Annotated in this window: 25 protein-coding genes and 1 pseudogene; 4 read left to right on the top strand and 22 right to left on the bottom strand. The window is 47.5% G+C overall.

Annotation, left to right across the window (positions count from 1 at the left end; translation table 11 throughout):
* The first annotated feature begins 50 nt into the window (after positions 1-50).
* Positions 51-467, top strand: coding sequence for an FAD-dependent oxidoreductase (locus MKY48_RS22900; protein ID WP_339291040.1), 417 nt, complete (start codon positions 51-53; stop codon positions 465-467).
* A gap of 57 nt (positions 468-524) precedes the next feature.
* Positions 525-832: pseudogene (locus MKY48_RS22905) on the top strand (metalloregulator ArsR/SmtB family transcription factor); the annotation flags it as partial.
* 276 nt (positions 833-1,108) lie between these two features.
* Here MKY48_RS22905 and MKY48_RS22910 read toward each other — a convergent pair.
* From MKY48_RS22910 to MKY48_RS22970, 13 genes are all read right to left on the bottom strand, one after another.
* Positions 1,109-3,727, bottom strand: a complete 2,619-nt coding sequence (locus MKY48_RS22910; protein WP_339291042.1) for a DUF4855 domain-containing protein — start codon at positions 3,725-3,727, stop codon at positions 1,109-1,111.
* Between the two features lie 528 nt (positions 3,728-4,255).
* Positions 4,256-4,942, bottom strand: a complete 687-nt coding sequence (locus MKY48_RS22915; RefSeq protein ID WP_339291044.1) for a class I SAM-dependent methyltransferase — start codon at positions 4,940-4,942, stop codon at positions 4,256-4,258.
* Positions 4,943-4,971: 29 nt separating this feature from the next.
* Positions 4,972-5,256, bottom strand: a complete 285-nt coding sequence (locus MKY48_RS22920) for a hypothetical protein (protein WP_339266522.1) — start codon at positions 5,254-5,256, stop codon at positions 4,972-4,974.
* A gap of 32 nt (positions 5,257-5,288) precedes the next feature.
* Positions 5,289-5,807, bottom strand: coding sequence for a hypothetical protein (locus MKY48_RS22925; RefSeq protein ID WP_339291046.1), 519 nt, complete (start codon positions 5,805-5,807; stop codon positions 5,289-5,291).
* Between the two features lie 16 nt (positions 5,808-5,823).
* Positions 5,824-6,705: an alpha/beta hydrolase gene (locus tag MKY48_RS22930; protein ID WP_339291048.1), complete on the bottom strand. Its 882-nt coding sequence runs from the start codon at positions 6,703-6,705 to the stop codon at positions 5,824-5,826.
* Positions 6,706-6,744: 39 nt separating this feature from the next.
* Complete coding sequence (locus MKY48_RS22935; RefSeq protein WP_339291050.1) at positions 6,745-7,428, bottom strand: HAD family hydrolase; 684 nt, start codon at positions 7,426-7,428, stop codon at positions 6,745-6,747.
* Positions 7,429-7,493: 65 nt separating this feature from the next.
* Positions 7,494-8,072, bottom strand: a complete 579-nt coding sequence (locus tag MKY48_RS22940) for a hypothetical protein (protein ID WP_339291052.1) — start codon at positions 8,070-8,072, stop codon at positions 7,494-7,496.
* A gap of 40 nt (positions 8,073-8,112) precedes the next feature.
* The gene (locus MKY48_RS22945) at positions 8,113-8,520 is read right to left on the bottom strand and encodes an NUDIX domain-containing protein (protein WP_339291054.1); all 408 of its coding nucleotides are present in this window, start codon (positions 8,518-8,520) and stop codon (positions 8,113-8,115) included.
* Between the two features lie 99 nt (positions 8,521-8,619).
* Positions 8,620-9,060 (bottom strand): NUDIX hydrolase, encoded by a 441-nt coding sequence (locus MKY48_RS22950; RefSeq protein WP_339291056.1) that lies wholly within the window; start codon positions 9,058-9,060, stop codon positions 8,620-8,622.
* Between the two features lie 6 nt (positions 9,061-9,066).
* Positions 9,067-9,606 (bottom strand): YfiT family bacillithiol transferase, encoded by a 540-nt coding sequence (locus MKY48_RS22955; protein ID WP_339291058.1) that lies wholly within the window; start codon positions 9,604-9,606, stop codon positions 9,067-9,069.
* A gap of 111 nt (positions 9,607-9,717) precedes the next feature.
* Complete coding sequence (locus MKY48_RS22960) at positions 9,718-10,140, bottom strand: hypothetical protein (protein WP_339291060.1); 423 nt, start codon at positions 10,138-10,140, stop codon at positions 9,718-9,720.
* A gap of 45 nt (positions 10,141-10,185) precedes the next feature.
* The gene (locus MKY48_RS22965; protein ID WP_339291062.1) at positions 10,186-10,674 is read right to left on the bottom strand and encodes an NUDIX hydrolase; all 489 of its coding nucleotides are present in this window, start codon (positions 10,672-10,674) and stop codon (positions 10,186-10,188) included.
* 148 nt (positions 10,675-10,822) lie between these two features.
* On the bottom strand, positions 10,823-12,091 hold the full coding sequence (locus tag MKY48_RS22970; RefSeq protein WP_339291064.1) for a LamG-like jellyroll fold domain-containing protein: 1,269 nt from the start codon (positions 12,089-12,091) through the stop codon (positions 10,823-10,825).
* Between the two features lie 331 nt (positions 12,092-12,422).
* Here MKY48_RS22970 and MKY48_RS22975 point away from each other — a divergent pair, with 331 nt between their 5' ends.
* Positions 12,423-13,910, top strand: coding sequence for an endonuclease/exonuclease/phosphatase family protein (locus MKY48_RS22975; protein ID WP_339291066.1), 1,488 nt, complete (start codon positions 12,423-12,425; stop codon positions 13,908-13,910).
* A gap of 281 nt (positions 13,911-14,191) precedes the next feature.
* Here MKY48_RS22975 and MKY48_RS22980 read toward each other — a convergent pair whose 3' ends face one another.
* The 8 genes from MKY48_RS22980 to MKY48_RS23015 form a co-directional block, all read right to left on the bottom strand.
* The gene (locus tag MKY48_RS22980; RefSeq protein WP_339291068.1) at positions 14,192-15,223 is read right to left on the bottom strand and encodes a Gfo/Idh/MocA family oxidoreductase; all 1,032 of its coding nucleotides are present in this window, start codon (positions 15,221-15,223) and stop codon (positions 14,192-14,194) included.
* A 70-nt stretch (positions 15,224-15,293) separates the two neighbouring features.
* Positions 15,294-16,118 carry a carbohydrate ABC transporter permease gene (locus MKY48_RS22985; RefSeq protein WP_339291070.1) on the bottom strand — a complete coding sequence of 275 codons (825 nt, stop codon included), beginning with the start codon at positions 16,116-16,118 and terminating at the stop codon, positions 15,294-15,296.
* Positions 16,115-16,999 (bottom strand): sugar ABC transporter permease, encoded by an 885-nt coding sequence (locus MKY48_RS22990; protein WP_339291072.1) that lies wholly within the window; start codon positions 16,997-16,999, stop codon positions 16,115-16,117. Before MKY48_RS22990 ends, MKY48_RS22985 begins: the two co-directional genes overlap by 4 nt.
* A gap of 78 nt (positions 17,000-17,077) precedes the next feature.
* Positions 17,078-18,484 (bottom strand): sugar ABC transporter substrate-binding protein, encoded by a 1,407-nt coding sequence (locus MKY48_RS22995; protein WP_339291074.1) that lies wholly within the window; start codon positions 18,482-18,484, stop codon positions 17,078-17,080.
* A gap of 431 nt (positions 18,485-18,915) precedes the next feature.
* A complete protein-coding gene (locus tag MKY48_RS23000) occupies positions 18,916-19,962 on the bottom strand; it encodes a response regulator (protein WP_339291076.1) in 1,047 nt (348 codons plus the stop codon).
* Complete coding sequence (locus MKY48_RS23005) at positions 19,940-21,688, bottom strand: histidine kinase (protein WP_339291078.1); 1,749 nt, start codon at positions 21,686-21,688, stop codon at positions 19,940-19,942. The genes MKY48_RS23000 and MKY48_RS23005 overlap by 23 nt, the downstream gene beginning before the upstream one ends.
* Before the next feature lie 473 nt (positions 21,689-22,161).
* Entirely contained in the window at positions 22,162-22,635 is a 474-nt protein-coding gene (locus MKY48_RS23010; protein WP_339291080.1) for a DinB family protein, read from the bottom strand.
* 40 nt (positions 22,636-22,675) lie between these two features.
* Positions 22,676-23,353 (bottom strand): class I SAM-dependent methyltransferase, encoded by a 678-nt coding sequence (locus MKY48_RS23015; RefSeq protein WP_076325200.1) that lies wholly within the window; start codon positions 23,351-23,353, stop codon positions 22,676-22,678.
* 302 nt (positions 23,354-23,655) lie between these two features.
* On the opposite strand from MKY48_RS23015, the gene MKY48_RS23020 reads away from it, so the two are divergent.
* Positions 23,656-24,864, top strand: a complete 1,209-nt coding sequence (locus MKY48_RS23020) for an S-layer homology domain-containing protein (protein WP_339291083.1) — start codon at positions 23,656-23,658, stop codon at positions 24,862-24,864.
* A 71-nt stretch (positions 24,865-24,935) separates the two neighbouring features.
* On the opposite strand, the gene MKY48_RS23025 is transcribed toward MKY48_RS23020, so the two are convergent.
* Positions 24,936-25,394, bottom strand: coding sequence for an NUDIX domain-containing protein (locus tag MKY48_RS23025; RefSeq protein ID WP_339291085.1), 459 nt, complete (start codon positions 25,392-25,394; stop codon positions 24,936-24,938).
* Positions 25,395-25,419: the final 25 nt, after the last annotated feature.

The raw sequence follows: 25,419 nt of genomic DNA on the forward strand, positions 1-25,419 counted from the left end.
GTGATAACCCAAGTGATTTTACAAAAGCTTTATTAGAATTAAAGCAGGGTATGAAAGTTAAAATGAGTGGCCCTGTCGGTTCTTTTTATTTCCAAGATAATAGTCCTTCGCTTCTGATTGCGGGCGGAATTGGAATCACACCATTTCGGTCGATCCTTAAACAATTAGAGGCAGAAGGGAATAGTGACGAGAAACATAAAAAGCTGCTCTATTTGGATAGTAAAAAGTCTTATATCTACAAGAATGAGCTAAATGAAATGGCTAACAATACTTCATTAACTGTAACTTATCTTGATTCAAAGGAAGACTTACATCAGGAAATTGAATCGTTTAACGCCTTATATAAAAACAATGGGAAATACTTTATTGCGGGTCCGAAGTCATTGGTAGATTCTATTTCTAGCCATTTGCTACATAATCAGATTTTTAAGCGGAATATCAAAAAGGATGCCTTTTTTGGGTATTAGTTAAGAATAAACATTAGAGATTAACACTAAATCTCTAAGACTTTTAGGAGGGTTGTCGTGATTGAGAATAATCCGTCCCGCGATGTATTTGACGCAATTGCAGATCCCACTAGGCGTCAACTGATTCATCTGTTATCACAAACAGAGGAGAAACCACTTCATGAACTAAAGGCACAATTTTCAATGGGCCGTACAGCGGTATCCAAACATTTGACCATCCTTAAAGAGGCCGGCTGGTGCTCGACCGGAAAGTAGGCAGAGAAACGCGATTTAGGCTAAACGCCGAGCCGCTTAAAGAAGTTCAAGATTGGGTGGCTTTCTACAGCAAATACTGGACTACAAATATGTTGCGCTTGAGCCAACTGTGTTGGATCAATAACCGCGTTGAACCCTGCTTGACCCGAATCAACATAAACCGGCTGCATGATTGCAGCCGGTTTATACTATTCTGTAAAGTTTGGCAAACTCTTTCCATTTCGGATCAAGAAGGCAATCAACTTCCCATGCTCCCGCCTCATATCCACCTGGATATTTCCTTTCGCCTTAAGCCTTGTCACGCTGCCCATTGACCACATGGCTGGCAGTGCAGGCAGGAGATGAATCTTTCCTTCGTCGCTTTTGCAGCAGCATTTCCACATGGTTCAGTTCTCGGCATAGAATTCATAGCTGCCCTGCCATGCGAACTTCTCTCCTTGTTTCAGTTCCGGTGTCATCCCTTTGATCTGCAAGAAATAGGTCTTTCCGTATTCCTGCGTAAAGATGACAGGCATATGGTCAGCGAGATTCGCTAAAGCCCCTAAACCATATTGCCGATTCAACCTTACACGCAGTTTGTGCTGGAATCCTCCCTGATCGGTTGAGCTGAGTAGATAGCTGTCGACATTCGGATTCACGGCTTTCGTGCCTGAATCGCTGTATCTATTCGCAGGGCTTGAAGCAACTTCCTGATCGCCTGCGAAGTAGCGAACCGTATCGTTCCATGCGCCATTCACCGACTGAAGTCCGTAATACGTATCGAACGTGATGTCTTCCAGCGCCTCGATTTCATTATGGACCTGTACATGACCGCCCGAGATCTCGTACGTGACAGTCTCCCTAAGAACGGGTCTTCCAGAACCATCCACCTCTTTCGTGTTATAGGCTTGGATCAGATTGACCACTACGATCTTGGTATAAACGCTCGTCGTCACGGTACCATCCGCTACTTCCATACCGTCCGCCCACACGCGGAACGAATCCGTCCTTCCTGTATGCGAGCTGGTGCTGCCGCCATCGTAGTTGTGGTTGCCCCCTGTGAAATCCCACGGATTGCCGTTGCCGTTCGCATTCGCTCTCACCACGTAAGGCCCGATCCAGTCCGATACATCCGCCTGAAGAAGCGTCGATGGTCGAGACATATCCGGATTCACCGTCGTTCCCGTATTCTCGGCCAGTCGCCATTCCTTGAGACCTTCCAACTTATTCGCACCAAAACGATCGAATACGATCCACATATCGCTTTGGTCATTGTATTTATGGGCGATCGTAATTTCAGTGCCGCATTTCACCACGAATTGCGTCGCATCCGAAGCCACGGGGTCTTCTGGCTGCTTGGAGCAAGGTCTTGGCTTCGCATACGTCCCTGTCACGAACTGAGCCATGAGGTCATAATTCTGACGAACCAAGGGGTCGCTAGACTCGGCACTCTGAAGCAAGGATGCCGTATTGCCTTGATCGAATGCCATAAATGCTTGGTTCATATAGCCATAGTCAATGCCTCCGTTCAGCAGATCGACATATCGCGCCTGCTTATCGGTGTCGGTATTCATCTGTTCATCGAACTCCAGCTCGATTCCCATCTGATATTGCTTCGCTAAACCTGCGGCATCCTCTACGCGCTGCGGAACAGCGGAAGCGTAAGCACCCGGCTCCAGCAGCGCGGCGTCAAATCCTAAAGCCTTCCAGTCATAATTCCGGTTACCTTGGAAGGTTGGAATCCAGTAGAAGTTCACACCCTTCTCATGCACTTGCTTGCTCGTTCCTTGGATTATTTTCGCTTCGTTCAGATCGGTCATACTGATGCTTTTACCGCCCCAATATATGCCGTTCAGCTTCAGATTCGGGTACTTCTCTTCTTTCCACCGTTGCTTGATCTGCTGCATCCACCAGGTAACCGCCTTTTGCTTATTGGCGGAAGCCGCTTCGACTCCGATAACGGAAGAATTAAAATTCTCAGTCACGCCATCGCCATCCACATCCCCGAAATCCGACACGGTATCACCTGGGTTTGGCATCATGAGCACAACGTTCACCTTATGACCTTGTTCTCCCAGCTTTCGACCCGCTTCAGTTACCGCTTCATTCAAATGCTGCAGATCGCCCTGATCCGTGAACATCTTGTCTAAATACCCCTTCCAATCGCCGAAGGTAGCGGTTCCCTTCGTGAAATCCTGTCCACTCGGCGATTGCTCGCTGTGGAACAGCACCCCGTCGAACAACCAATCCACCGGCTCACCTTGTCCATTGACATAACTCACGTATGGCATAAGGTTGTCTTTCGTCCAGGTATCAGCCCTACCCGGACCGTTCCCGTTATTCAACAGCACGAGATTACGCATGCCACCAGTTGCCTTCCCCGGTTCCTGATAAGCAAGCCGATCCGCAGATACCTGCTTGGCTTTGTTCAATTTGCCATCCGTGCCCCAGATCTCGATCTCATCCAAAAATACGAACACATCGGTGGTAAATGTGACTTTGACATATTGGGCATAGGCCATTGTCGCATTGGGGTGATGCTGAGCTAATCCATCCTCATTGCCGTCCCAGATATAGCCTTGGGTGCTCGGAGGAACATCTGCCCATCTCACTTCGCGGCTAGGGATGTGCGCGAGGGTTCCCCACTGTGAGCCATCGTTGGACGCATACATGGATACCGTGTTCGGATAGGCAATACCGACCGAAGAATCTTGGAGGAAATGCGCCTGAATCCGAGCGATCGATTTCTTCTCCCCTAGGTCGAAGATGACGCTGCGCGTGGACTTGCGGAGATGTCCTGTCCATGCCGAATCCGTGAAGATCGTCGAACCGTACTTCCCGTCCGTTAACTTATTCCCCGCATCCCCATAGCTTGGTTCCGGCTGCTCCGACCATGTGTACCCGATACCTGCAGCGAGGTTTCGCAATTCAGGCTGATCTTGGGCCGCTTCGGCTGTCGGCAGCCATAACAGTACTATCCATACTGCAATAGCTGCAGCAATCCCTTGTCGCCTGTTTCGTTTCATTCATTTCCCTCCCGATTCGATGAAATAAGATTAATGAATACGGTTTCATAAGTAGCTTGGTAATACTGTGCCACAAACGCCTTAATTCTCACCATCGGCCATTGGAACCAAGTAAAAATTTTAGATTACCATCGAATAGTGTGGGTATATGCTGAATTATAGCGAATTAAAAAAGGGCACCTGCGAAAGGCGCCCTTCGTTAGACCTGTTCTTACCTAGGGACACCCAGTCATCGGCACTATAAATGAAAGATCATGTCGACCACCCAGGTCACAACTACGCATTCTATGACAAAGATTCCTAAACAACAAAAATAGAAAACGGACAGCTTCAGCTCCCCGAACTGATCCTTCCAAAAACGTCTACGGAACAAGGAGATGAGATCCGGCGTAAACGAATACTTCACCGACTGCTTCAGATCATCCACATTTTAAAAAATCCGTCTAAACATCCACTTGTATATCGGTATGTTAAGAATAAACAAGATCACATACATTAGAAGTTCCATGAGGCCGCGTCACCTCCTAGTTAAACATGCTTCCACCAGATCCCGGCGCACTCCGGCACCGTTGACCATTGGTTCGCCTGGATCTTGTTCGTTAACTCTTCACCGAAAAAGAATCCCGTGTTTTGCAGTGCCTCTTCTACTGTATCAAACACATAATCCGTTCGAATCCACTGATGGCTAAATTCGTATCGATGCTCCAATTGAGCGTAATAGCCGGTCAGGAAACCCGGAGGATTCGGTGTCTCCGTGCCCGTTCCCATCGTTTCCAGAATTAAGATCGTCCCGCCTGGTCTCAAAACTCGCTGCAGTTCATCCATGACACGTCCGAGATTGTCACTCCATTGTTCTTGGCTTGAATCAGCGAGATAACTAATACTCCAACCCGATACGATCAGATCTACACTTGAGGAATCAACCGGCAGGCTGCGATGATCAGCGACTACGGTAGTCCAATTACGCGAATCATACGCTTCAGATAATTTGTCATCTAAAATATTCAGCATCGGCTCGGATATATCGGTACAAATCAAGGATCTGGCATCACGGGCAAGCAGCATAGATAACCGGCCAGATCCTGCCCCCAAATCAAGTACATCCAGCCCCTCATATGACCTGATTCCATGAATGATTTCGGATAAATCGGGCTGTCTGCTAACCATCGACTCATAGGCTTCTGCCTGTTTTCCGTATATTTCTTCAATAACCATTTGATATTCACTCCCCTGAATTGGTACGATCAATCTCTCTTTTCCAAGTCGCGCAACAGCTTGTCAATCCGATAAAAGTCTTCCTTCGCATCCTTAAACATCGCCCTCATCGCTATGCCAACAACCAGCAGTATAATGGAGATTAACAGGAAAATAACCGTAAGCAAGCTGCCTCTCAAGTCATTTGTAAAGTTGTATGCCAGAATCTCGGGGAACTCGCTGTTAAAAAACGTAATTACCGTCACAATGAAAAAAAATGCGCTCAGGGTTAGGAATACGATGGAGCACTTTCTCGTCCTATCGAAGTATGGCACATCATTCCCTCCTATCCACCCAGCTGTCAGTTTTATTTTTTCGCTGATGTTCCGTCATATCTCCGGTTTGCAAGTCCTTGTATCCACTTGTATATGAAGCACAGCAGCAGCGAGAAGGCGATCATCATGAAGTACGTATTCCAGTTGAAAAATTGATTGTTCAAATGTATCGAAAGGAGGCCGCCGGTCGTAATGGATTCAATATGTTGCCAGTCCGCTGTCCCCCACCTCAATTCGAACGCCTCGGCTAGGACTTCTCTATAGGCTTCGAGTCGATGAAGCTGATATACATAACCCGCTACGATATAGCCGGCCAGAGCTAAGATCAGCATGCTTAACTTGCTGAGGGACATCTTAAGATCCTTGAACATACGAATCCATTGAAGAACAAGCACCAGGAAAAGAATACTCAGAGGGATTAACAGCAGGATGACTGGATTTCCGTTTCCAGAACTAGTGCCAGGCTTCGGGGTCATGGCATTCCCCAGTAGAACCAATATTAGACAGACCAGAGCATTGATGAACAGACCGGTGAGATGTTTAATCTTCATTGTCATTACACTTCCCTCACGCTTCCCTGCAAAAGCCTATAATCTCTTCATGAACAAGCTCCGGCATCTCATGATTGATCGCATGGCCCGCGCCCGGAACGATCCGGTAACGCATCCCATTTGTCTCCAGTCTGGCAACCGCCTTCGGATAATAACTAAGCAAATCCTGCTCACCGATAACAAACAAGGACTTGCTGCGAATAACCTGAATGTCGGCAGACGAATGGATCGTAATGGTATGCTTCATCATGGAGCGATTGTTAAAGTACTTCAGCAAGTAGAACCAGTGCTGCATAAGCTCCGGGGTGTTCTCGAATGCATCTGCATGGGCACCGCACAGCTTGCGAAGCAGTGTACGCACACTCCGTTCTGAAGGGAACAGTGCTTCCGGCAGAAAAGCCCTCATCATTTTGCTCATCACTTCAAGCTGACTTCCGGCAATGCCGCCAGCCAAGCATACAATCTTTCTTACTCTATTCGGTCTGACGATGGCGTAATGGTAGGCCAGATAAGCTCCATAGGATACACCGGCGATATAGACAGCATCTACTTTCATAGCCTCAAGGATTTCGTCCAACCATTTTGCCTGATTGAAATCATGAGCATACTTGTCGTTTGGCTCGCTCTTCCCCGAACCTCCGACATTATCCACGGCGATGATATAGAAATTGCGGGATAACTCCGACACGTTATAAATCCACATCATGGCGACGTTGTCGCCCGTTCCATGCAATAACAGCAGCGGGGGGAGGTCCGATGAACCTGCCGTTATTACGTGAGTTATCCCGTACGAGGTAGATATTTCATGCTGCTCGTAAGGTACCGTCCATCCCGCCATCAGGCGGTCATAGGATTCATAGACGAGCTTTTGTCCATTATCGCTTTTAAAACGCTTCAATTCCTGCACCTCCAGTGACACTGGACTCTACCTTCATTGCTAGCTTTCATAATGTTCATTATAAATACGAATCAATTCTTCCAGCCTATGTATGGTCCGATATGGCTTTACTTCTTCGGAGTAATCCCAATTGCCATCTCGCGTAAACCATATGGGTTTGATACCGCTTTGCGCTGCTCCGATGATATCGTTATGCGGGTGGTCGCCAACAAACCACGTCTCTGATGGCAGAACATTAAGCAGATCTAAAGCCCTGATATAGATCCTTGGATCCGGTTTTTTAACGCCAGCCTCTTCGGAAATCACGATGGAATCAAAATACTCGCGTATGCCCAGTTGACGGATCTTCCCCTCTTGTACTTGGACGGTTCCATTGGTAATGATGCCAAGCTTAAGTCCCATAGACTTCAACTCGTGCAACACGGGGGACAGCTGATCCATCGGCTGGATACAAAGCGGGATTGCTTCCCTGAAAAATGTTAGGTATTCATTAGCCATAGGCGGATTCACCCACTGAAGATGCTCGACCAGCATCTTATACACTTCATGCTTATCCCGGTAGCCGTTATGATCCGCTTCCTTAAACCGCTTAGCTATCATGAACTGAGTATCTTCATCGGAGTCCGGAAAATATCGGGCAATCAATCGCTCGATGAACGAGTTAATCGCTGCCCTTCTGTCCGTTAATGTCTCATCAAGATCGAAGATTATCGCTTTTAACATCATAGGGGACCTGCTTTCTATTGTCTTGTCTAGGAAAGAGAATCCATCTGTATTTCCTATCTTTCCTATCTCGGTAAGATCTCATAGTTTTTGACATAACCACGGTCGTCAAAATAAATAAAGAGACCCTCTCTCTTGTAATCGGCCCTTCGCCGTGCTCCAAGATCATACACAGCTATATCGTCTGTGGCATTTGCCCATTTGGCATTGTCGTTGGCACCCAGAAGGTCCATCACTTCCCCTTGGGTTAAACCGATCAAATCATGTTTCTGTAAAAAATCGTCCACCATGATCAATCTTTGTTCAGGATAACCAACCCAACGGTTGTAATCGAAGTGCTGCTGTGATTGGTTGTAACTTAAGGCGTAGATTGAAAAAGATAAGAGAATCACCCCGATAATGCCAGTTGACCAATAATGTGTGGAATGTAACTTGCTCCACGGTTTTTTGGATATCAGATACAGAATGAGTAGCAGCAATAGCACAGGAAAAGAAATCAATACTACCGATACGTAAGACAACACAACATTATAGTGGTAAATCAACCGGATGATTACTCTGGCGTAGACCACAACGTATATGCCTACAATCAAACCAAGAACGGCAGCATGCGGATTCCATCTTGCTTCCTTTCTCTCCGACATTAAACGCCGCCACCTCCATAGATTCAGTCGGTCATGCACTTCAGAAATGAGCCCGCTCTCCATTGGCTTTGGTGAAAATATGCTCCGGATATTTTAAAGCCGTGGGTGGCAGCTGATCCTCCGGAAAGAACACGAGTTCCGCAAACTCTTCATTTTCACGATCCAACTCACCCGAGATGACGCGGCACTCGAACACAATGGTGAGGTACTCCACTTGATGTCCGTTGCTGTACGTATATCGGCGTTCTTTTCCACCATATACCCCAATGATTCGTTCAGGCACGATATCAAGCCCGGTTTCTTCCTTCGCTTCGCGGGTCATCGCCTCTGCCGGGGATTCTCCCAGCTCAATGGCGCCGGCCACAAGCCCCCATAATTCTTCGTGATGCTTCCTTCCAAATAAAATAAAATCCTGATCATTGCGGATAATGCCCGCAACGGACGGCATAAATATTAACTGGTCTCCTATCTTTTCTCTTAGATCCTTATATTAATCTGACATTCCCATGATTTGATGGCTCCTTTGGATTCCTAATAAAATTAATAACTAGAATCTGTTCTCTATTATTAATGCCCTCATCGTATGTATCGCACTGATTAATGCATCTGTATCGCGTTGTCTACCTTTTGGGGTTGATGTCATTTCTATCATTTCAAAGGCCTGCTCCACGCCAACCCACTTGATTTCCTGCGTTTCCTCATCATACTTAGCACTCCAACCTTCCGGACTCATCAAAAAATATTTCGTCACGCATGTATCCGATTCATATTCACCCGGAATGGCCGCGATAATGCTGCATTTATAACCTGTCTCCTCCAACACTTCCCGGGTTGCGGTTTCTTCCGGGGAGCTATCGCTTAATTCAGCACCGCCTTTGGCGAAGGTCCAAACATAGCCGCCCCAATGGCCGCTCGGACTTCTCATCAGGACCTGTTGATTTTGATTGAACACAATGCCTCCAAAAGCATACTTGGATCTCCAGCTCAATTGGGCTCACTCCTTATGTAACTTCGCGTTTTCACGGTTCAATATGGATGTAATCTGCGCGATATGATGCTGGTTGTGCCACACAAATCGCTGCAGCGCGATATCCAGGGTAATGCTGCCGAGCACTTGGGTTCTCATGGTTCTTTTGAAATCCTCGGGCTGTAAGTCCTTCAGCAGTATTAGAAAACGAAAATGAAGTGTTTCCAGGAGCGTAAGCGAGTTCTCAATGGGAACCTCCGTGTAATCAGTCAGTTCTGCCCATAAATCCTCCCGGTATGAGTTTGCCACCGGCTCCTCCTCGGTCAATGCACGTTTAAATCGCAGATATGCGTTCATATCGTTATCAGCCAGATGGTGCACAATTTGCTGAATACTCCACCCCTCTTCACGATAAGGCCTATGCAGCTGGGAAAGGGGACATTTCATTATGATTTGCCGGAGCGTCGGTACGATTGAAGGTATCTGTTGTATAAACCTCTGCCTCTCCTCCAATGTAGGCTCCACCTTTGGTTCAAAGGAACCCAGGGGAAAACGGATGCTGACCACTTCCTTACCTCCTCGATACATCAATCGTATCCTTCACATACGAAAACATATGAACGGTGTTCCACAGCATCAGAGAACCATCATGCTTCTCATCCTATTACTAGTTCCCATCTATGGGTTAGACCTATGTTTGTTGTTGCAGATAGATCGTATAAACAATACACCGGAGAACACGGAAAGCAGCATGTGAATTTCCGGTTTCCCTAATATCTCTATAACAAACAGCCTTCTGAGTCCAAACCACTCGGGCCAATAAATACTAGGAGTGAAGATGATGACCGTAAGTATAGCAGCAGGCAATAACAGCCAGCTTATTCGAACATGCCCCTTAATTAAATCCCCAAGTGCTCTCCATTCTATTAAAATTCCGAACAGAAATCCCAATAAACTCATCTTTAATAGCAAGAATTGCTGGGGAGATAAATCATAATACGCTCTTTGAATTTCATCATGAGTTTCTGTCATCAGGTACAGTAATATGAACATACCGATGACAACGAATCCGCCAAAAGCGATTTTTTTAGGTTGGATCATCCCTCTTTCGCTCCTTTATTCAAAAAAATAATACGAAATAATCCGCTAAGAATTATGAATATGCGATGACCCCAAAGTTAGAAGCAAAGACGGATGAAACAATGCAAGCGAGTGCTGCACGCCATTCTTGAGATTCTCAACGATCTGTCTCATGACTTCGACATCCCGGAAATTCATGCTGTCATCTGCCAAGATATCAGGCAGCATAACCCACCGGCTATCCTTAATCTCGCCAGCTCCCAATTGAAGCGAGCCTCCCACCACTTCCCCGGTAAAATGAAACATGATGACATGGTTATTCAAACTGCTGAGGAATTGATAAACCCCTGTAGTGCCTGTCAATTGGACATCATATCCTGTCTCTTCCTTCACTTCTCTTATAGCCGCCTCAAGCAAAGCTTCCCCAGGCTCGATGCGCCCTCCCGGGAAGTTCCAGGTATCCCGCACCGAAGGTTTATTTTCCTGGATAATAAGCACTTGATCCCCTTGAACAAGGGTCACGCTGACCACAAGTACAATTCCATTTTTCGTCATATCCACATTCCTTTACGCATGATTATAAACAGACAGAACCCACCTTTGGCGTTAACCACGAGGAGGGTTCTTGGATGAAATATTTGCTGATTAACATCATTCTACCGTTAACGCACATTACGTGCAATCCAACCATGTCGTTGAAACTTCAAAACGGATGACTACCCTTCTCGCGCATAATGATCCAGGCTTGTCCAAAAGGATCCGAAAAATCCAGAAACCATGCGAAGCCTTCGTCCCGAATCTGCTCAACTCTCGCGCCAACCGCAGATAAATAGGAACGCAGTTCTTCAATGTCCCGATTGGTTTTGAATATAAACGAGGCCTCTTGTCCAGATTCCGGCTCCCTTGCTTTCACGCATTCCAACAACAAATTCGGGCTGTTATACAACGTCAACATATAGAAGCCCTCTTCCTGCATTAATATCTTGAATCCTAAATTCCGGGTATACCAGTCAGCCGCTGCCTCAATTGTATCTTTTGTAAAGATCATACGGATGTCGTCCAATCCCTCCAGAACCGGAATGGGTTCCTCCACAGATTCCACCTGTGGCATTGGAGCCGGCTTATAACCACCTTCAACATGGAGAGCTTCAATCTCGCAACCCTGAAGGGCACGATTATAGATCCGCAGGTCGTCGATACGTCCCTGGAAAAAGAAGTACGGTTCATCGGTTGATTTTCTTCCTATATACATCGGTTCTTCATTGTGTGGTGTAAAACTGCCTGAACGCTCGGCAACGGGACGGCCATTCACGTACATTCGGTAACGGGATTCCTCGTAAGTCATGGTCACATGATACCAGTGTTCCTTCACGATCTTGGCGTTCATCGATAGATCCGGTTCTCTCAGGAAACCATGGAGCGTAATATACTCATCCTTCGTGCTAAGCTGCAACGCCCGGTTCTGGTTGTGGCCATCTTGCGAAACTATTGCGCTATGCCATCCTCGGAGGATCTTGTGCGTATCATAATAACACCATACGGATATTGAAAAGGCATCATTAGAAAGAATAGGCGGTTGGTCGATCCGGACATAATGATGTCTGCCATCCAACGCTAAAGCCCCGCCCTTCCGTCCAAAGCGGTCGATGCCATATTTTCCGCCTTCAAGCCGTCCATGTCGTCCCTCTCCGCTGCTGTCTCGTACATCACCATCGAACAAATACTCCAGTACGAGGTCTTTCCGTAAATCGAAGTTATGGATAGTCCTGCCAAAAATCTCATCGATTGTGACTCCAAATACATCTGCCAGCATCGGAATTAGTAAGATATCCGGGCAGGATTGCCCGTTCTCCCATTTACTCACGGCCTGATAGCTGACACCCAATCTGTTAGCCAATTGCTCTTGTGTGATGCCCAGCTGTTTTCGCAGCCTGCCGATATTTCCGTTAATCACGTTATTCGCCTGAATCATAGGTCAAGACCACCACTTTTCCATGAGATGCCTCTACTATAAACAACACTGTAACGAAAAAACATAACGCGGAAGTAGAGTATCGCTATCCGGAATTCAACCTCTGGTTGAGTTTCTTTTATTGTCCGGCTATGGGTATATTCCTGATACGCTCATCCATTTCCTCCACGAATATCCAAAACGAAAGCAAAAACCTAAAAAATTGTAAATACGCAACCAGCTAAAAATAAGATATGATATGGGCAAATCAGGAAGGGAGGACAGGATAAACCTACTTAATTACCCGCTATAGAAGAAACATCATCTTGCACATGACGAAGGAGGAATTTTAATGAGAATCCCCAAAATCACCAGTCTGTTCATGATGCTTACATTTCTGACGACGGCGCCGCTATCCGCTTCCGGCGAACTGGCAAGCGCGGCTGAAGCATCGTCGGGACCTTTACGCGTGATGAGCTTCAACCTGCGTTATGCCGCCAATGACAGTCAACCTTGGGAGAACCGCCGCCCTGTTACGAAGAACCTGATTCTGGAGCATAAACCGGACGTCATCGGGACGCAGGAAGGACTTCACCGGCAAATCGTCGATCTGGAGAACGATCTGCCAGGATATGATCGGATTGGAGTCGGGCGTGAAGGCGGGAACTTAGGGGAGTACATGGCGATTTTTTATAATACGGAGCGATTGAAGCCCTTGGAACAGTCTCACTTCTGGCTGTCCGATACGCCGCAGACGATCAGCTCCGCCAGTTGGGGGAACCAGATTCCGCGGATGGCAACCTGGGTTCGCTTTCAAGATCTTCAGAACGGCAAAACCTTTTATATGGTCAACACGCATCTTGATCACCAATCCGAGGTTTCCCGGCAGAAGAGCGCAGCACTCATCGTCGACAAAATGAAGGCCTTTGCCTCGGATATCCCCATAGTTGTGACCGGCGATTTCAATACTGTTCCGGGAAGCGATACGTATTCGATTTTTGCAAGCAACGGGGTGTCGGATGCACATGTCACCGCCAAGAAGCGAACCAACGATGACTTGGGAACCTTCCATAATTACAAGGACCCTACCGGCGGCGGCAGCGGAAACCGGATCGACTGGATTCTGCACAGCCAGGGCTGGAATGTCCTGCACAGTGAAATTATCAACTACAATGAAGATGGCCAATACCCTAGCGATCATTACCCCGTCCTGATGGAAGGTACCCTGCAAAAATCCAACAAAACCACCGAAGAAACGGTTCCTAGGCTGCCCTTGACCACGGCTCTGCACATCACTGAAGTGGTCGCTAACTCGAACGAGCAAGGAAATTACAATTATGTGGAGATCTACAACCCGAATGACCGGGAAATCGACCTGGAAGGATATCAAATCTACTACTATTACGATCCTGCCCTCCCATTCGATAAATCCAAGTCCAATCGCTGGACCATTACAAAGGATCGCTTCAGCACCGAAACCATCATCCGCCCAAATGAAACCAAGGTGATTTGGATCAAGAAGCAGCCCTGCTGTTATGACCTGAGTATGGAGCAGTTCCTTGCCAACTATAACGTCGCCTCCGGAGATAAGCTCTCGCCTTCTCAACTGCTGGCCGTCTTCACGCCGGGCAACAATGAGGGCCTGAACGGAACCTCCACCAACGGACGCGCTTTGGGTATTTCATCGCCTTCCGGCACGCATATTATAGGTGTCCAGTTCAATAACGGACAGTTGGATGCGGAAATCAATGAATCGATCACATATCAGGAGCCCGAGCCGCTGACGAGCATTATGCAGAAAAAAGAGACTCACCAGGTCCCTTCTCCAGGTCAACCGTAAGTTCAAACTCCAGGATTAAGCATTCACTTGAATGCACAGCTCCCGCTTGTTCAAGCATTTGCAGCGATGATCCCCCATTCATGCAAAAAGACGTATCCGGATGGCTTTTTATGACCATGGATACGTCTTTGTTAACATCGATTCATCAACTGCAAAATTCATCAAGAAGCATCAGCTTACATAATCGCCGAACCCAGAATAAGCGCATGGAAAATCAGTAAGGTCGCGGGTTATTTTAGAAACGATAAGCGATTATACGACTCCCCTGTCACACCCTACAGTTAGTATTGGACGCGTACCGGCGTTCTTGTTTTCGCAGATTCCATAATAGCCAGAATAACCATTGTCGTATTGTAGGCGTCTTCCATCGTTACCAGGAAAGGCTTGCCGCTAATCAACTGATCGACGAAATGCCGAATGCTTTCGTAAGCGAATCCTTTTGGTTTGCCGTGGATGAAATGCCGCACCAGCATATCCGGCCGATCTGCCTTCGTTTCCGTAAACCGCTCTAACATCTGGCTGTGTGTCGGGTCGATATTAAACATTCCTTTCGTCCCCGTAATGTTCAGCTTCATGTCGTTGACATTCGGGTTTGTATTCGGCGTAATCCAGCCGTTTTCCATTGTCGCGATTCCGCCCTTGCGGAATTCCAGAATCGTCTGATAGACATCAACCGTATCGACGCCAGCTTCCTGAAGGACTCCAGCTCGGGAAACCGAATAAACGCGCTCCACCTCATCGTCGAACAACCAACGCAACACATCGACGCTGTGATAACCAAGGAACCATAAAATAGACGATTTGGCCGCCCAGGGCAGAAGGTCTGTCGCCACCCATTTAATATCGTTCAGCCGATAATAAGCACTGTAAGGCTCCCCGATTTCGCCGTCCTCGATCGATTGCTTCGGAATCGCAAACAATGGACTCCAACGGCTATGCAGATCCACCATCATCCGGACGTTGTTCTTTTTCACCGCTTCCACGATCGCGACCGCTTCCTCCCGGCTCGTTGTTAGCGGCTTCTCAATTATGAAATGCTTGCCCGCCTCGGCGCAATCCATCGCCACTTGTGTATGGGCAAAGTCCGGTGTGACAATAGCGACAGCATCAATGCCTGCCTTAGCCAGCATTTCCCTATGATCGCTGAAAACCTGGGATTCCGGCAAATTAAATTTTTGCGCCAGCGCACGGGCACGCTCGATATTCAAGTCGCAGATGGCCGTGAATTCCGCGTTCGGATGGTCATGATAAATAAAAGCATGCGTCTCTCCCCAGGTTCCCGCGCCTACAATTCCCATTTTTATTGTCGCCATAACGTACAACTTCCTCTCCATTTAACTAGTTCATTGCTTTAAGCATGTTACCGAGTTGCGCGGCTTACTGCTATTTCACGCCGCCAAACGTCAAGCCGCGAATCATATACTTCTGTACGATCATTGCAAATACGAGCACCGGAAGAATCGTCACAATCCCAATTGCCGACATTTCACCCCACACGACCCCGGTAACCGATAAGAACAGTGTGACGGTCGTAGGCAGCGTGCTGGCATCCGCACTAGTCAGGAACAAGGCGAATACGAACTCGTTCCAAGAATTGATCAAACAGAAAATCGCAGTCGCGATCAGTCCCGGCATCGCTAGGGGCAAGATGATCTTTATGAACACTTTAAACCGGGATGCCCCGTCCACGAAGGCCGCCTCTTCCAGTGCGACCGGAATTTCTTCGAAGAAGCTGCGCATCATCCAGATCGTAAACGGAATATTAAAAAGCATATAACACACAATAAGTACGATATGAGTATCCAGAACCCCCAGAAGACTCGCCATAACGAATATCGGGATGACCGATGCCATCGGCGGCAGCATCCGAAGGCTGAGCACCCAGAACGCTCGGTTTTCCTTCTTCTTGAATTCGAATCTGGCAAAGCCGTAAGCTGCCAGACCGCCGATGAAGATCGAGAATACCGTCGTCAGCACAACTACAATAGAGCTATTCTTCAAATAATCGACCGCATTGCGGTTCTCAAATATCATTCTGTAATTTTCAAAGGTGGGCGAGAAAAACCAAACGCTCGGATCATACGTTAACGTCTTTGTCTTCAGGCTGATCATGATCATCCACAACAGCGGAAATACGCATACCGCACATACGATCAGCAGCGTAACCGCAGTGGAAAAGCCAATTTTTTTCGTTCCATACGGATTCATCCTCTGTTGTCCACTCCCCTTCTGTAGGCTTTGATCAGCAACCAGCTAATGACGGTAGTCAAAAGCAACAAAATCACGGAAACTGCTGCCGATCGTCCGACCCAGCCAGTCTGTGCAAAACCCAGACGGTATACATGTAAGCTTAGAAACTCCGTACTGCTGCCGGGGCCGCCTTGTGTCAGCGAATACGGAATATCAAATGTCTTCAAGGAATCGATAGCGCGAAAAACCACGGCAAGCAAAATCATCGGCTTGAGCAGCGGCATGGTCACACTTCGGAAAATTTGCCATTTGTTCGCCCCGTCGATCGCGGCCGCTTCATACGGATCTGTAGGCAATGATCGGATACCGGCATAAATAATTAAGGCTACAAAAGGCGTATTTTGCCAAACATCCACCAAGACGATCGACCAGAATGCATTCTCAGCTGACAGCCAGATGACTTTCCCGCCGAAAAATTGCAGGAAATAGTTAACGACTCCATATTCGGCATTAAGCATTAGCTTCCAAATCTGTCCCGTAATACTTGGCGTCATTGCGATCGGTACGATCAAACAAGCGAATGCAAGAAATTTCAATTTGAATTCGCGGTCAAGCAGCGTCGCCAGCCAGAAACCGAGCACCAGTTCGACGGCTGTAACGATGACCATGAATACTATGCTGATCCAAAACGAATGCCAGAATTCCGGATCGCCACCGGAGAAGAGCCGTATAAAATTGTCCAGCCCTACGAACTTGAACGATTCATATCCCAGTTCGTAATTCGTAACACTGAGCACATAGAGAAAGATCGTCGGGATCAGGGTCAGCAGGCCAAGAATCAGAATTGCCGGCACAATATAAATCAAATGCGGTCTCTGCTGAAAATAAGAACGCAGCACTCAGGTTCACCTTCTTTGTATGTTGATTGGACGAGACCACCGCTATATGTGCGGCGGTCCCGCATGAATGATACATGCTTATTTGCCTACAATATCTTCGACTTCCTTCTGCGCCTTCTCGGACGCTTGGTCCACTGTCATTTCCCCGGACATGGCCGAGCTTACGTAATAGCCGACGCGGTCAAGAATCTGACCGAGCTTCTCGTGCGGCGGAATCCAGGAGATGCCTTGCTCGACCAGCACATTGGCATCGTTCAACGCCTCAAGCTGGATCGGATACGAGCTGTCCTTTGCTACAAGCTCCTCATCCTTATAGATCGATGTCCGGACTGGAACTCCCCCGCCTGTCACATAATCCTTCGCTTTCTCCTTGCTGTTCATATATACAATAAAAGCCCATGCCGCTTCTTTGTTCTTCGACAGCGAGGAAATCGACATATTCCAGCCCGCTAACGCACTCGCCTTGCCAGCCGGCCCTTCCGGCGTTGGTGCGAAGCCGACTTTATCCGCGACTTGCGATCCGCTCGGATCGAGAATCCGGGTGGCCAGAGCGGTTGCGTCAAGCCACATCGCCGCCTTGCCTGTCGTGAATGCCGACAGCGCCTCTTCATGTGTGTAGGAAGCGACGTCTTTCGGCGCGTTCTTCAGCAAATCGACATAAAACTGCATCGCCTGCTTCGTCTTCGAATCGGTCATCGTTACATCACCGGTCTTCTGGTCAATAAAGCCGCCGCCAAAGTTGTACATGACGGTCATTAAGCCGGATGCGGCATGAATACCGCGCTGGGCGCGCATGGAGACGCCGTACAGCCCGTCTTCCTTGCCATTGAAAAATTTAGCCAGCCCCAGAAATTCATCCATCGTCTTCGGCGGCTGCTTACCGTACTTCTCGAACAGGTCTTTACGGTAAGCAATAAACCTTGTCTCGCCCGCAGTCGGGATGCCATAAGCCTTGCCGTCGTATTTGCTAATGCCGTTCCGGTATGCCGGAACGATGTCCTCATAGTCGAACCATGCAGGCGTCAGCGCAGAATTTGCGATATAATCGTCGAGCGGTTCGACGACTTTCTTCGCGCCGTATTCACTCATCCAGAAACCGTCAACCATCAGTACGTCGTATGTTCCCGTCTTCCCGGTAAAATCGAGGAGTTGCTTGTTTTTCAGATACGTCTCCTCCATCACTTCCCACCGAACTTTAATGCCCGTTAACGCTTCGAAGTCTTTTGTCATCTTCTGAAACGATTCGGTAGACGGATGGCTCGCGAAGGCCAGGTTGATTTCCGCTCCGTTGTAACGCTCTTTCATCGCCTTGCCCCATGCCTCCAACGTAGCCGTCGAGGCGGCATCGACCGGAGGCTTGTCTCCTCCTTGAGATCCTTCCCCATTACCGCCCGTCTTCGTGGCATTGCCATTTCCACTGGAGCAGGCCGCAAGCGATAGGACCAGCAACAGGAGAACAAATAACCGAACTGCATTTCTTACCATTTCAGACACTCCTTTTTAGTCTGTTTGTAACTACCAGCTATGGAATACAACAAACATTTGATTCGTTCCACAGTGCTCATTTTAGATTGTAAAAGCGTTTTCAACCATGGCGTGTATCGTCTTCTCTTGTCCTGTAAAAACTGAATTCGCATTTTATTATTTCCTGAAACCCGATAGCCTCAGTTATGTTAAAATAGCCCCATAAAGTGGAGCCTATGATTCGATGCATATTCCAAATACTTTGCGGGGACCCCAAAACATATAAATGCGAATACAGAATTGCTTACGCTTCGCTGAAAATTTATAAATTCTATAATCTTAAAAACGCGGGCCGTCTCTTATTGGGCGGCTCGCGTCTCTTTTCATCAACTCACCTCTTTCTTGCATCAGTTACTGCAGCAAATCCCGCCCCGGTTCAACAGGCTCAGGAGCTACCTGCTTTTCTCACGAAATTCAAGTGGCGATATGCCAAAAGACTTCTTGAATACTTTGGAGAAGTAGGGGTAATCCTGAAACCCACATCGTTCGGCGACTACATTAATTTTGGCCGCTTCATCTTCCTTCAGCAGCCTTCTAGCCTGCTCCAGCCGGAACTCGCCAATATATTGGGTGATCGGCTTACGCATCACTTCCCGGAATATTTTGCTCAAATATGCGGTGGATACGCCAGCTCTATTAGCAAGTACCGACAGTCCCAGCCCTGTATCATGATAATGCTGCTCGATGTATTGCAGCACATCGTCTACAATCCGTTTATTGCGCGGGGCCCGATTCTTCGCTACCATCGCCATTTGTACGAGCAGGTACTCCCGCCATTTGGCAAGCAGTTCCTCTGTGGACATCGAGCTTTGGTTCATCGCCGACGATTCGTCCGGCGCCGCCAACTTGACATTCAGAAACAGCTCCGAACGAAACAGCAATTGGAGATGCCCCATCATCTGCTTGATTTGGATCAAAGGAAAATCACGCTCTTTGCAATAGACCCTCCACTTGTCCAGCTGCAGGTCCAGTTCCGTCCCTTTCTCGGAAATAACGGCTTTGACAAGCGATGTGGCGATATCCTTCATTATGTTAATACCCTCTATATCCATCTGGGACGTCCACTTGGCAGGGTCCTTCAACAACACTTTCGAGATGACCTCGTTCAGATTGTCCTGCGTAACCGGTTTTAGCAAATAGTCCGACACTTGATGACGCAGTGCTTGCTGGACATATTCAAATTCCGCAAATCCGGTCAAAATAACCCATTCAATGTCCGGATAAGAGTCTCGCAACGCTCCAATCAACTCCAGTCCGTTCATGACTGGCATCTGAATATCCGTTATGATCAGATCGGGCTTCTGTTCTATCACTCTCTGCATCGCTTCTTCGCCATTGCGAGCCTCATCAACCGATGTGCCGGTTTGGTACAATGTCTCGAGCAGTTTCAAAATGCCTTTACGAATAACAACCTCATCATCCACGACTAATATCCGCATTCGCATCTCCCTCCTTCGGCAGCGTAATCCGAACGGCGACGCCTCCTGCCATCGATTCCCCAACAAGCAGACCGTAACCATCTCCGTACCGAAGCCGTATCCGGTGATGTACGTTTAACAACCCGATCCCCCGCCTGGAACCGGCAGCAGACTGCGCCATTGAGTCCAGATCGTCCGTCAGCAGCTTGTTCAAATTATCGATATCCGCTTCCGGCATCCCTTGTCCGTTATCTTCAATATAGATTGCGTAAGCGTCACCGCCGCAATCCTCCGCATAAATTTTCAAATAATAATCCCGCTCGCCTGTAAACGCATACAGAAATGCATTTTCCACAATAGGCTGAAGCGTCAGCTTTACAATCGGGTAATGATAGAACGGCTCGAGCCCGTCCAAACCGAGTTCGATGTCCGGATACCGCTCCTGCTGGATTTGCAAATAGGTCTCGACATGCGATAACTCGATTCGTAACGTGACTTCCGTCCGCTGATTATCAACAGGGTAACGGAAGAAATCGGCCAACGCCTTGCTCATCCGGCTGATACTCGGCACTTCATTCAGTATGGCCTGGCAGTTGATCACTTCAAGTGTATTATACAAGAAATGAGGATTGATCTGATTTTGCATGGCGAGCAGTGTCGCGTCCTTCTGCTTCATCTCGGCTTGGAACTTCTCTGTCTGCACGGTGTATACCTTGTCGATCATTTCGGACAAATTAACCAGCATCTTGTTGAAATTACGACCAAGCAAGCCGATTTCGTCTGTATATTTTCCGGTAAACCGAACCTCAAGGTCGCCCAATTCGACACGTTTCATCAATCGGACCAGCTTGCGCATCGGCCGGACCAGCGTGTAGGACAGCACGAACGAGATGATCAGCGTTATAAACAAGATCAGAACAATTACGTAGGGCTGGACACTTTGAATTTTGCGCACTTCGTTCTTAATGGATGCTGTGCTAATATACGCCTGAACACGAAATCCGCTGTAACTGAGCTGAGAATTCGTCTCCAAATAATGCGAACGTTCCGCTTCAGGAACCTCCGGGAATGACGTGTAGACTGCTCGTCCGGCAGAATCCTTCAACTCAATGGACAGAGTTTCGGTAGCCAAAAGTCGGAACGCGTCGCTGAACATCTTACCATTCAAGCGAACGACCAGCATTCCGTTTCGGCCGCCCACTTCATATTTGCCCAATGTCAAATAAATCGTGTGCAGCGAGCGGTCCTGATAAAACATCAGTTGATCTGTCGGCTCTGACCACAACGTTGTTTGTTTGCTGATAAATTTCTGATACCAGCTCTGCTGGCGGTAATCGATCCCCGTGACCGGATCAAGCCCAGAATCGTACAATAGCGTCTCTTCGTCCCCAGCGGACTCATCTCGAATGATAAAGAAAGCCGAATCGAGTTCACTTGAATACTGTAGACGGAACGCCGCAAGTGCCGCTTTCGCTTTTTCTTTGTCATTGGTCTCAAGCAATTCCGCACCCATATCCGTATAGTAAAAAAAGTAAAATACATTATTGACGATCCGGTTCAACTGGTTGTCCAGATTGAGCCCCGCCTGATTGATCGAGCGCTGCACCCGGTCTGTCTCACTCGCCGTCAAAATCCGTTGCGTATATTGCTGATAAACCACAGCGAGAAAAAATAGTCCCGTAAATGAAACGATACAAATCGAAACAAAAATTTTGACGAACAGCTTCCGGTTCATCAGCCATGTCATGATATATTTGCCCATATTCGCGAGTAAACAACTCCTTCCCGGTCAATCTCCGTTTCAGTATAGCATTCGACGCAACTCTGGAGCGCTTGTTTTTGTTCCCAGTATTTACACCAATTGTCTACGGAAAAAGCACCAACTACAGGGAAGGCAGAACTTACAATCTTGCAAATTGAAGATTATCAGAGAAAGACGAAAACGCGAATCACCCAATCGGGCGATTCGCGTTTCCTTTAATCAACTCACGTATTATTGGATTGGGCGTTAACTGCAATAATCTAATTCTGATTAATTTCAATTGCGTCTCCAGCTGCACCTGAAGCGCAGCCGTTGTTTTTCATCCTCTGACAATGGATCTATTTCTGGCGGCCACATGGAGCTGTTGACGGAGGAACTCAAGGAAACCTATTTTAGAACGGTAATTGAAGAAGTCCCCCTTGATCGCTGAAAGCGCCATCTAAGGGGGACTTACTTTATTAGATCGATGTGGATTTATATTGAACCGCCAAACACTGCTTCGCGATGTAAAAAATCTGACCCATGTGCTCCGAATAATGCGTGGCGCATTGATGCAGTATGTCGAGGTTGCTGCGTTCTTTTCCGCGTACCGATTGAACCTGTTCAAAGTCCTCGCCAGGCATGGATTTTACCGTATCGATCAGGAACTGAAACCGATTCTTCACGATCTGAATCAGATCGTCCCGGCTGACAAAAACCTGTGCCAACTCTTCCTCCCGGTTCCGCGTAACATCTTGATGCAGAATCCCCTTCATGACCCGCTCTTGGATGTTGCCTTCGATGTGCCTGATCAACGTCGATATACTCAGACTGGAATGGTTGGGCCGCCAATTGACTTGCTCATCGTTTAACTGCACTACCACTTTTAAGGTACGGCTGCGGATGTTTTCAAATTTTTCCTCCAGCCACTTCCGGTTGAACTCATGATCCATATCGCAACACTCCTTTTTGGGTATGATAAACGATTTGATGTCACGCCTTCATCGCTTTCCAGATGTATTTATGTTCACGAACCCCAAGCTGTCCGTCGATCTGATTCTCTCGTATCTTGGCGTCCAGCTCTCCCTTCATCTCCGGCAAGGTGAAATCGGGATTCCCTGGCGTATCCGACAGATTTAATGCAAATTCGTGGGCATTCGGGAAGTAAGTAATCGCTTCATTATACTCCTCAATCTCGACATTCATGTAGCCATTCTCCGACAATCGCCTTCGAACGTCAGTCACATCCGTATGGATCCCGATGATGGTGCCGCCTGAAGCTAATATCCTGGGATGTTCCAGGATCGAGGTGGGCCCTCTGCGGTCATAGATGAGGTCAAACTGACCATCTTGAAAGGGCATCTCGGTCTTCGTTGTGGCATACACAAATTCCACATTCCGGGTTCCGCTGCTCTCGAGTAAGGATTGGGAGATTCGGATCATCTCCGCGGAGTTGTCAAATCCAATGATGTTCTCAGCATGCCTGGACATCCGGAGCGTGAACTCGCCATGCCCGCAGCCTGCATCCAGCACCGAATGAAACTGCGGCAGCATCTCCACTAACCGCTCCTCAAACACCTCTTCCGCCGATCTCCCGACTACGGTACACACCGCTCTTCCTTTGTAGCCGCCATTCCTGCGTGCGACCATGTCATACCAAGCGATTCCCATACGTTTCCTCCTCCGTGATAGGCTGCATTGCATTCACCATCCAAGATAGCAGAAACCTGTTGTAATATGATCTGGTACAAGCCGATAGGTACTGAAATCAACCGGTATATCTAATGAATTAAAATATTACCATTTTGTTCCGTAATGTCAACGGTTACATTCAAAAAAATTCCATCAAAATCATACCTTTATCTTTCAAAGTCCCCGATAGCATTCAGAAAAAACAATTGCTTTTGTCATAATTTGTCGTCTACAATGATGGGATATAAATCCAATACATAACTACATACAGGGGGATTCAAATGTTTCTAAGAAGGTGGAGTCGATTATTATCTTTAACTCTTATTCTATCGTTGTGCATGACAACCATGGCAAGCGCGGCGGAATCCAGTCCATCCAAATATGCCTGGGCCAATGAATCCGTTGATTTCCTGAGATCCCATGGGGTCTTTAAGAACATGGAGAATCGAACAAATACCTTAGGCAAGATGGTGACCAAATCTGATCTTACCCTCATGGTTCATCGGTTGTTTACCGATTTACGGGTCGAAAGCGATAAGAACATCAAAATACCCGGCGTACCTAGTGAGCATTCATCTTACCAGATATTCAAGGATGTTTACGGCAGCATACCGTCGGCGCCGAGCGGTTTAATTGCGGCCGCCGACAAAATCAATTATCATGACGAAACCTTCAAGTTTATACCGGAGAAAGTGCTAACACGCTGGGACTTGTTAATTACGCTGAATGCGCTGTTCGATGATATTGGATATTCCCTGGAGTTATCGGACGGTGAGTATATTGCGAGACTGCGGGATATCAAAGATCTTCCCAAAAGGTATTTCAATTCCTACAGCCAATATGAAAAATGGAAGTATGCCTATCAGCCGTTGGCACCCGAAATCGGATTGATGCAAGACAAAAAATGGGGGCCTTCCTTAGCCTCCGATCTGGATTACGTCAAAGCTTATGCACTGCTCGGCTTTGCCGAGGCGGGCATCATGAAACCCGACGCGAAAGGGTATTTTCGCCCGAACCAAAAGGTAACATTAGCCGAAACCGCAGTCGTCCTGCATCGTATTTACGACTATTATGATAGCAGCGACTATGTCCAGGAACCATCAGCAGATGATCTCATTCCGAATGGCACAAGAAACTTTATCTATGCGGGTTCCCCATCAGGGCACGGAGAAAGTCCGGTTTCTGACTTTGCTTTGGTGAATCCCGATTCCATACCGGAATTCTATTTGGCCGTGAAGGCTTCAGAGAAAATCGACTTGCAAATCAACGTGAACGGGGAGCCATCCTTTTATACTTACGAACAATTGAGCAACCCTAAGCAGCCTGTTCGAATAGCCATGAATGGCGCATCCTATGCGGAGTTCATTCCCATTATACGAAGTAAGGGCCAAAAAGCCACCGATGACAATAATAACATTGAAGTTATGTATTATTACGCTGATACATTCCAGGACTTCACCAAATTATTAGGGTATGAAACCAATTTCTAGTTAGACTAACAAAGGGAGTGCACAACTGTTACAAGCAGTAGGCACTCCCTTTTATCGTGGCATAAGACATATCAAGTTCTTAGAGTGCCCTCCAACCCGCTTTGCAGATCCTCAAATACCGGTCTTTGAACAGAGCTAATCTCCTCTAATTCAATCTCATGCAATGCCTTGAATTCCAACTGCAACGACTCGTTGTTCACATCGTGATGAATAAGTACCCTGTCTTGTTCCTCTGTCTCCCCTTCCAAATCCACCATGGCATTAAAAATAAACATCACAAACACGACTTCATTTCCGTCCGGATATCGATACTGCATTCTGGGTCCGCTATAGACCGCATAAAGTTCACTATCGCGGACGACCAGCCCCGTTTCTTCGAGCACTTCTCGTCTCATCGTCTCTTCCACGGATTCGCCGGCCTCCATACCGCCACCGGGAAGCCCCCAGTTGCCATAGTCTGAGCGTCGCTGGAGCAATATTCGCCCTTGATGATCCCGGATGATGGCGCCGCCAGTCACTATGATTTTCATATCAGCATAATCCTCTCCACATACG

It is taken from the genome of Paenibacillus sp. FSL W8-0187 (assembly GCF_037969755.1).
In the GTDB taxonomy this organism is placed as follows: domain Bacteria; phylum Bacillota; class Bacilli; order Paenibacillales; family Paenibacillaceae; genus Paenibacillus_AQ.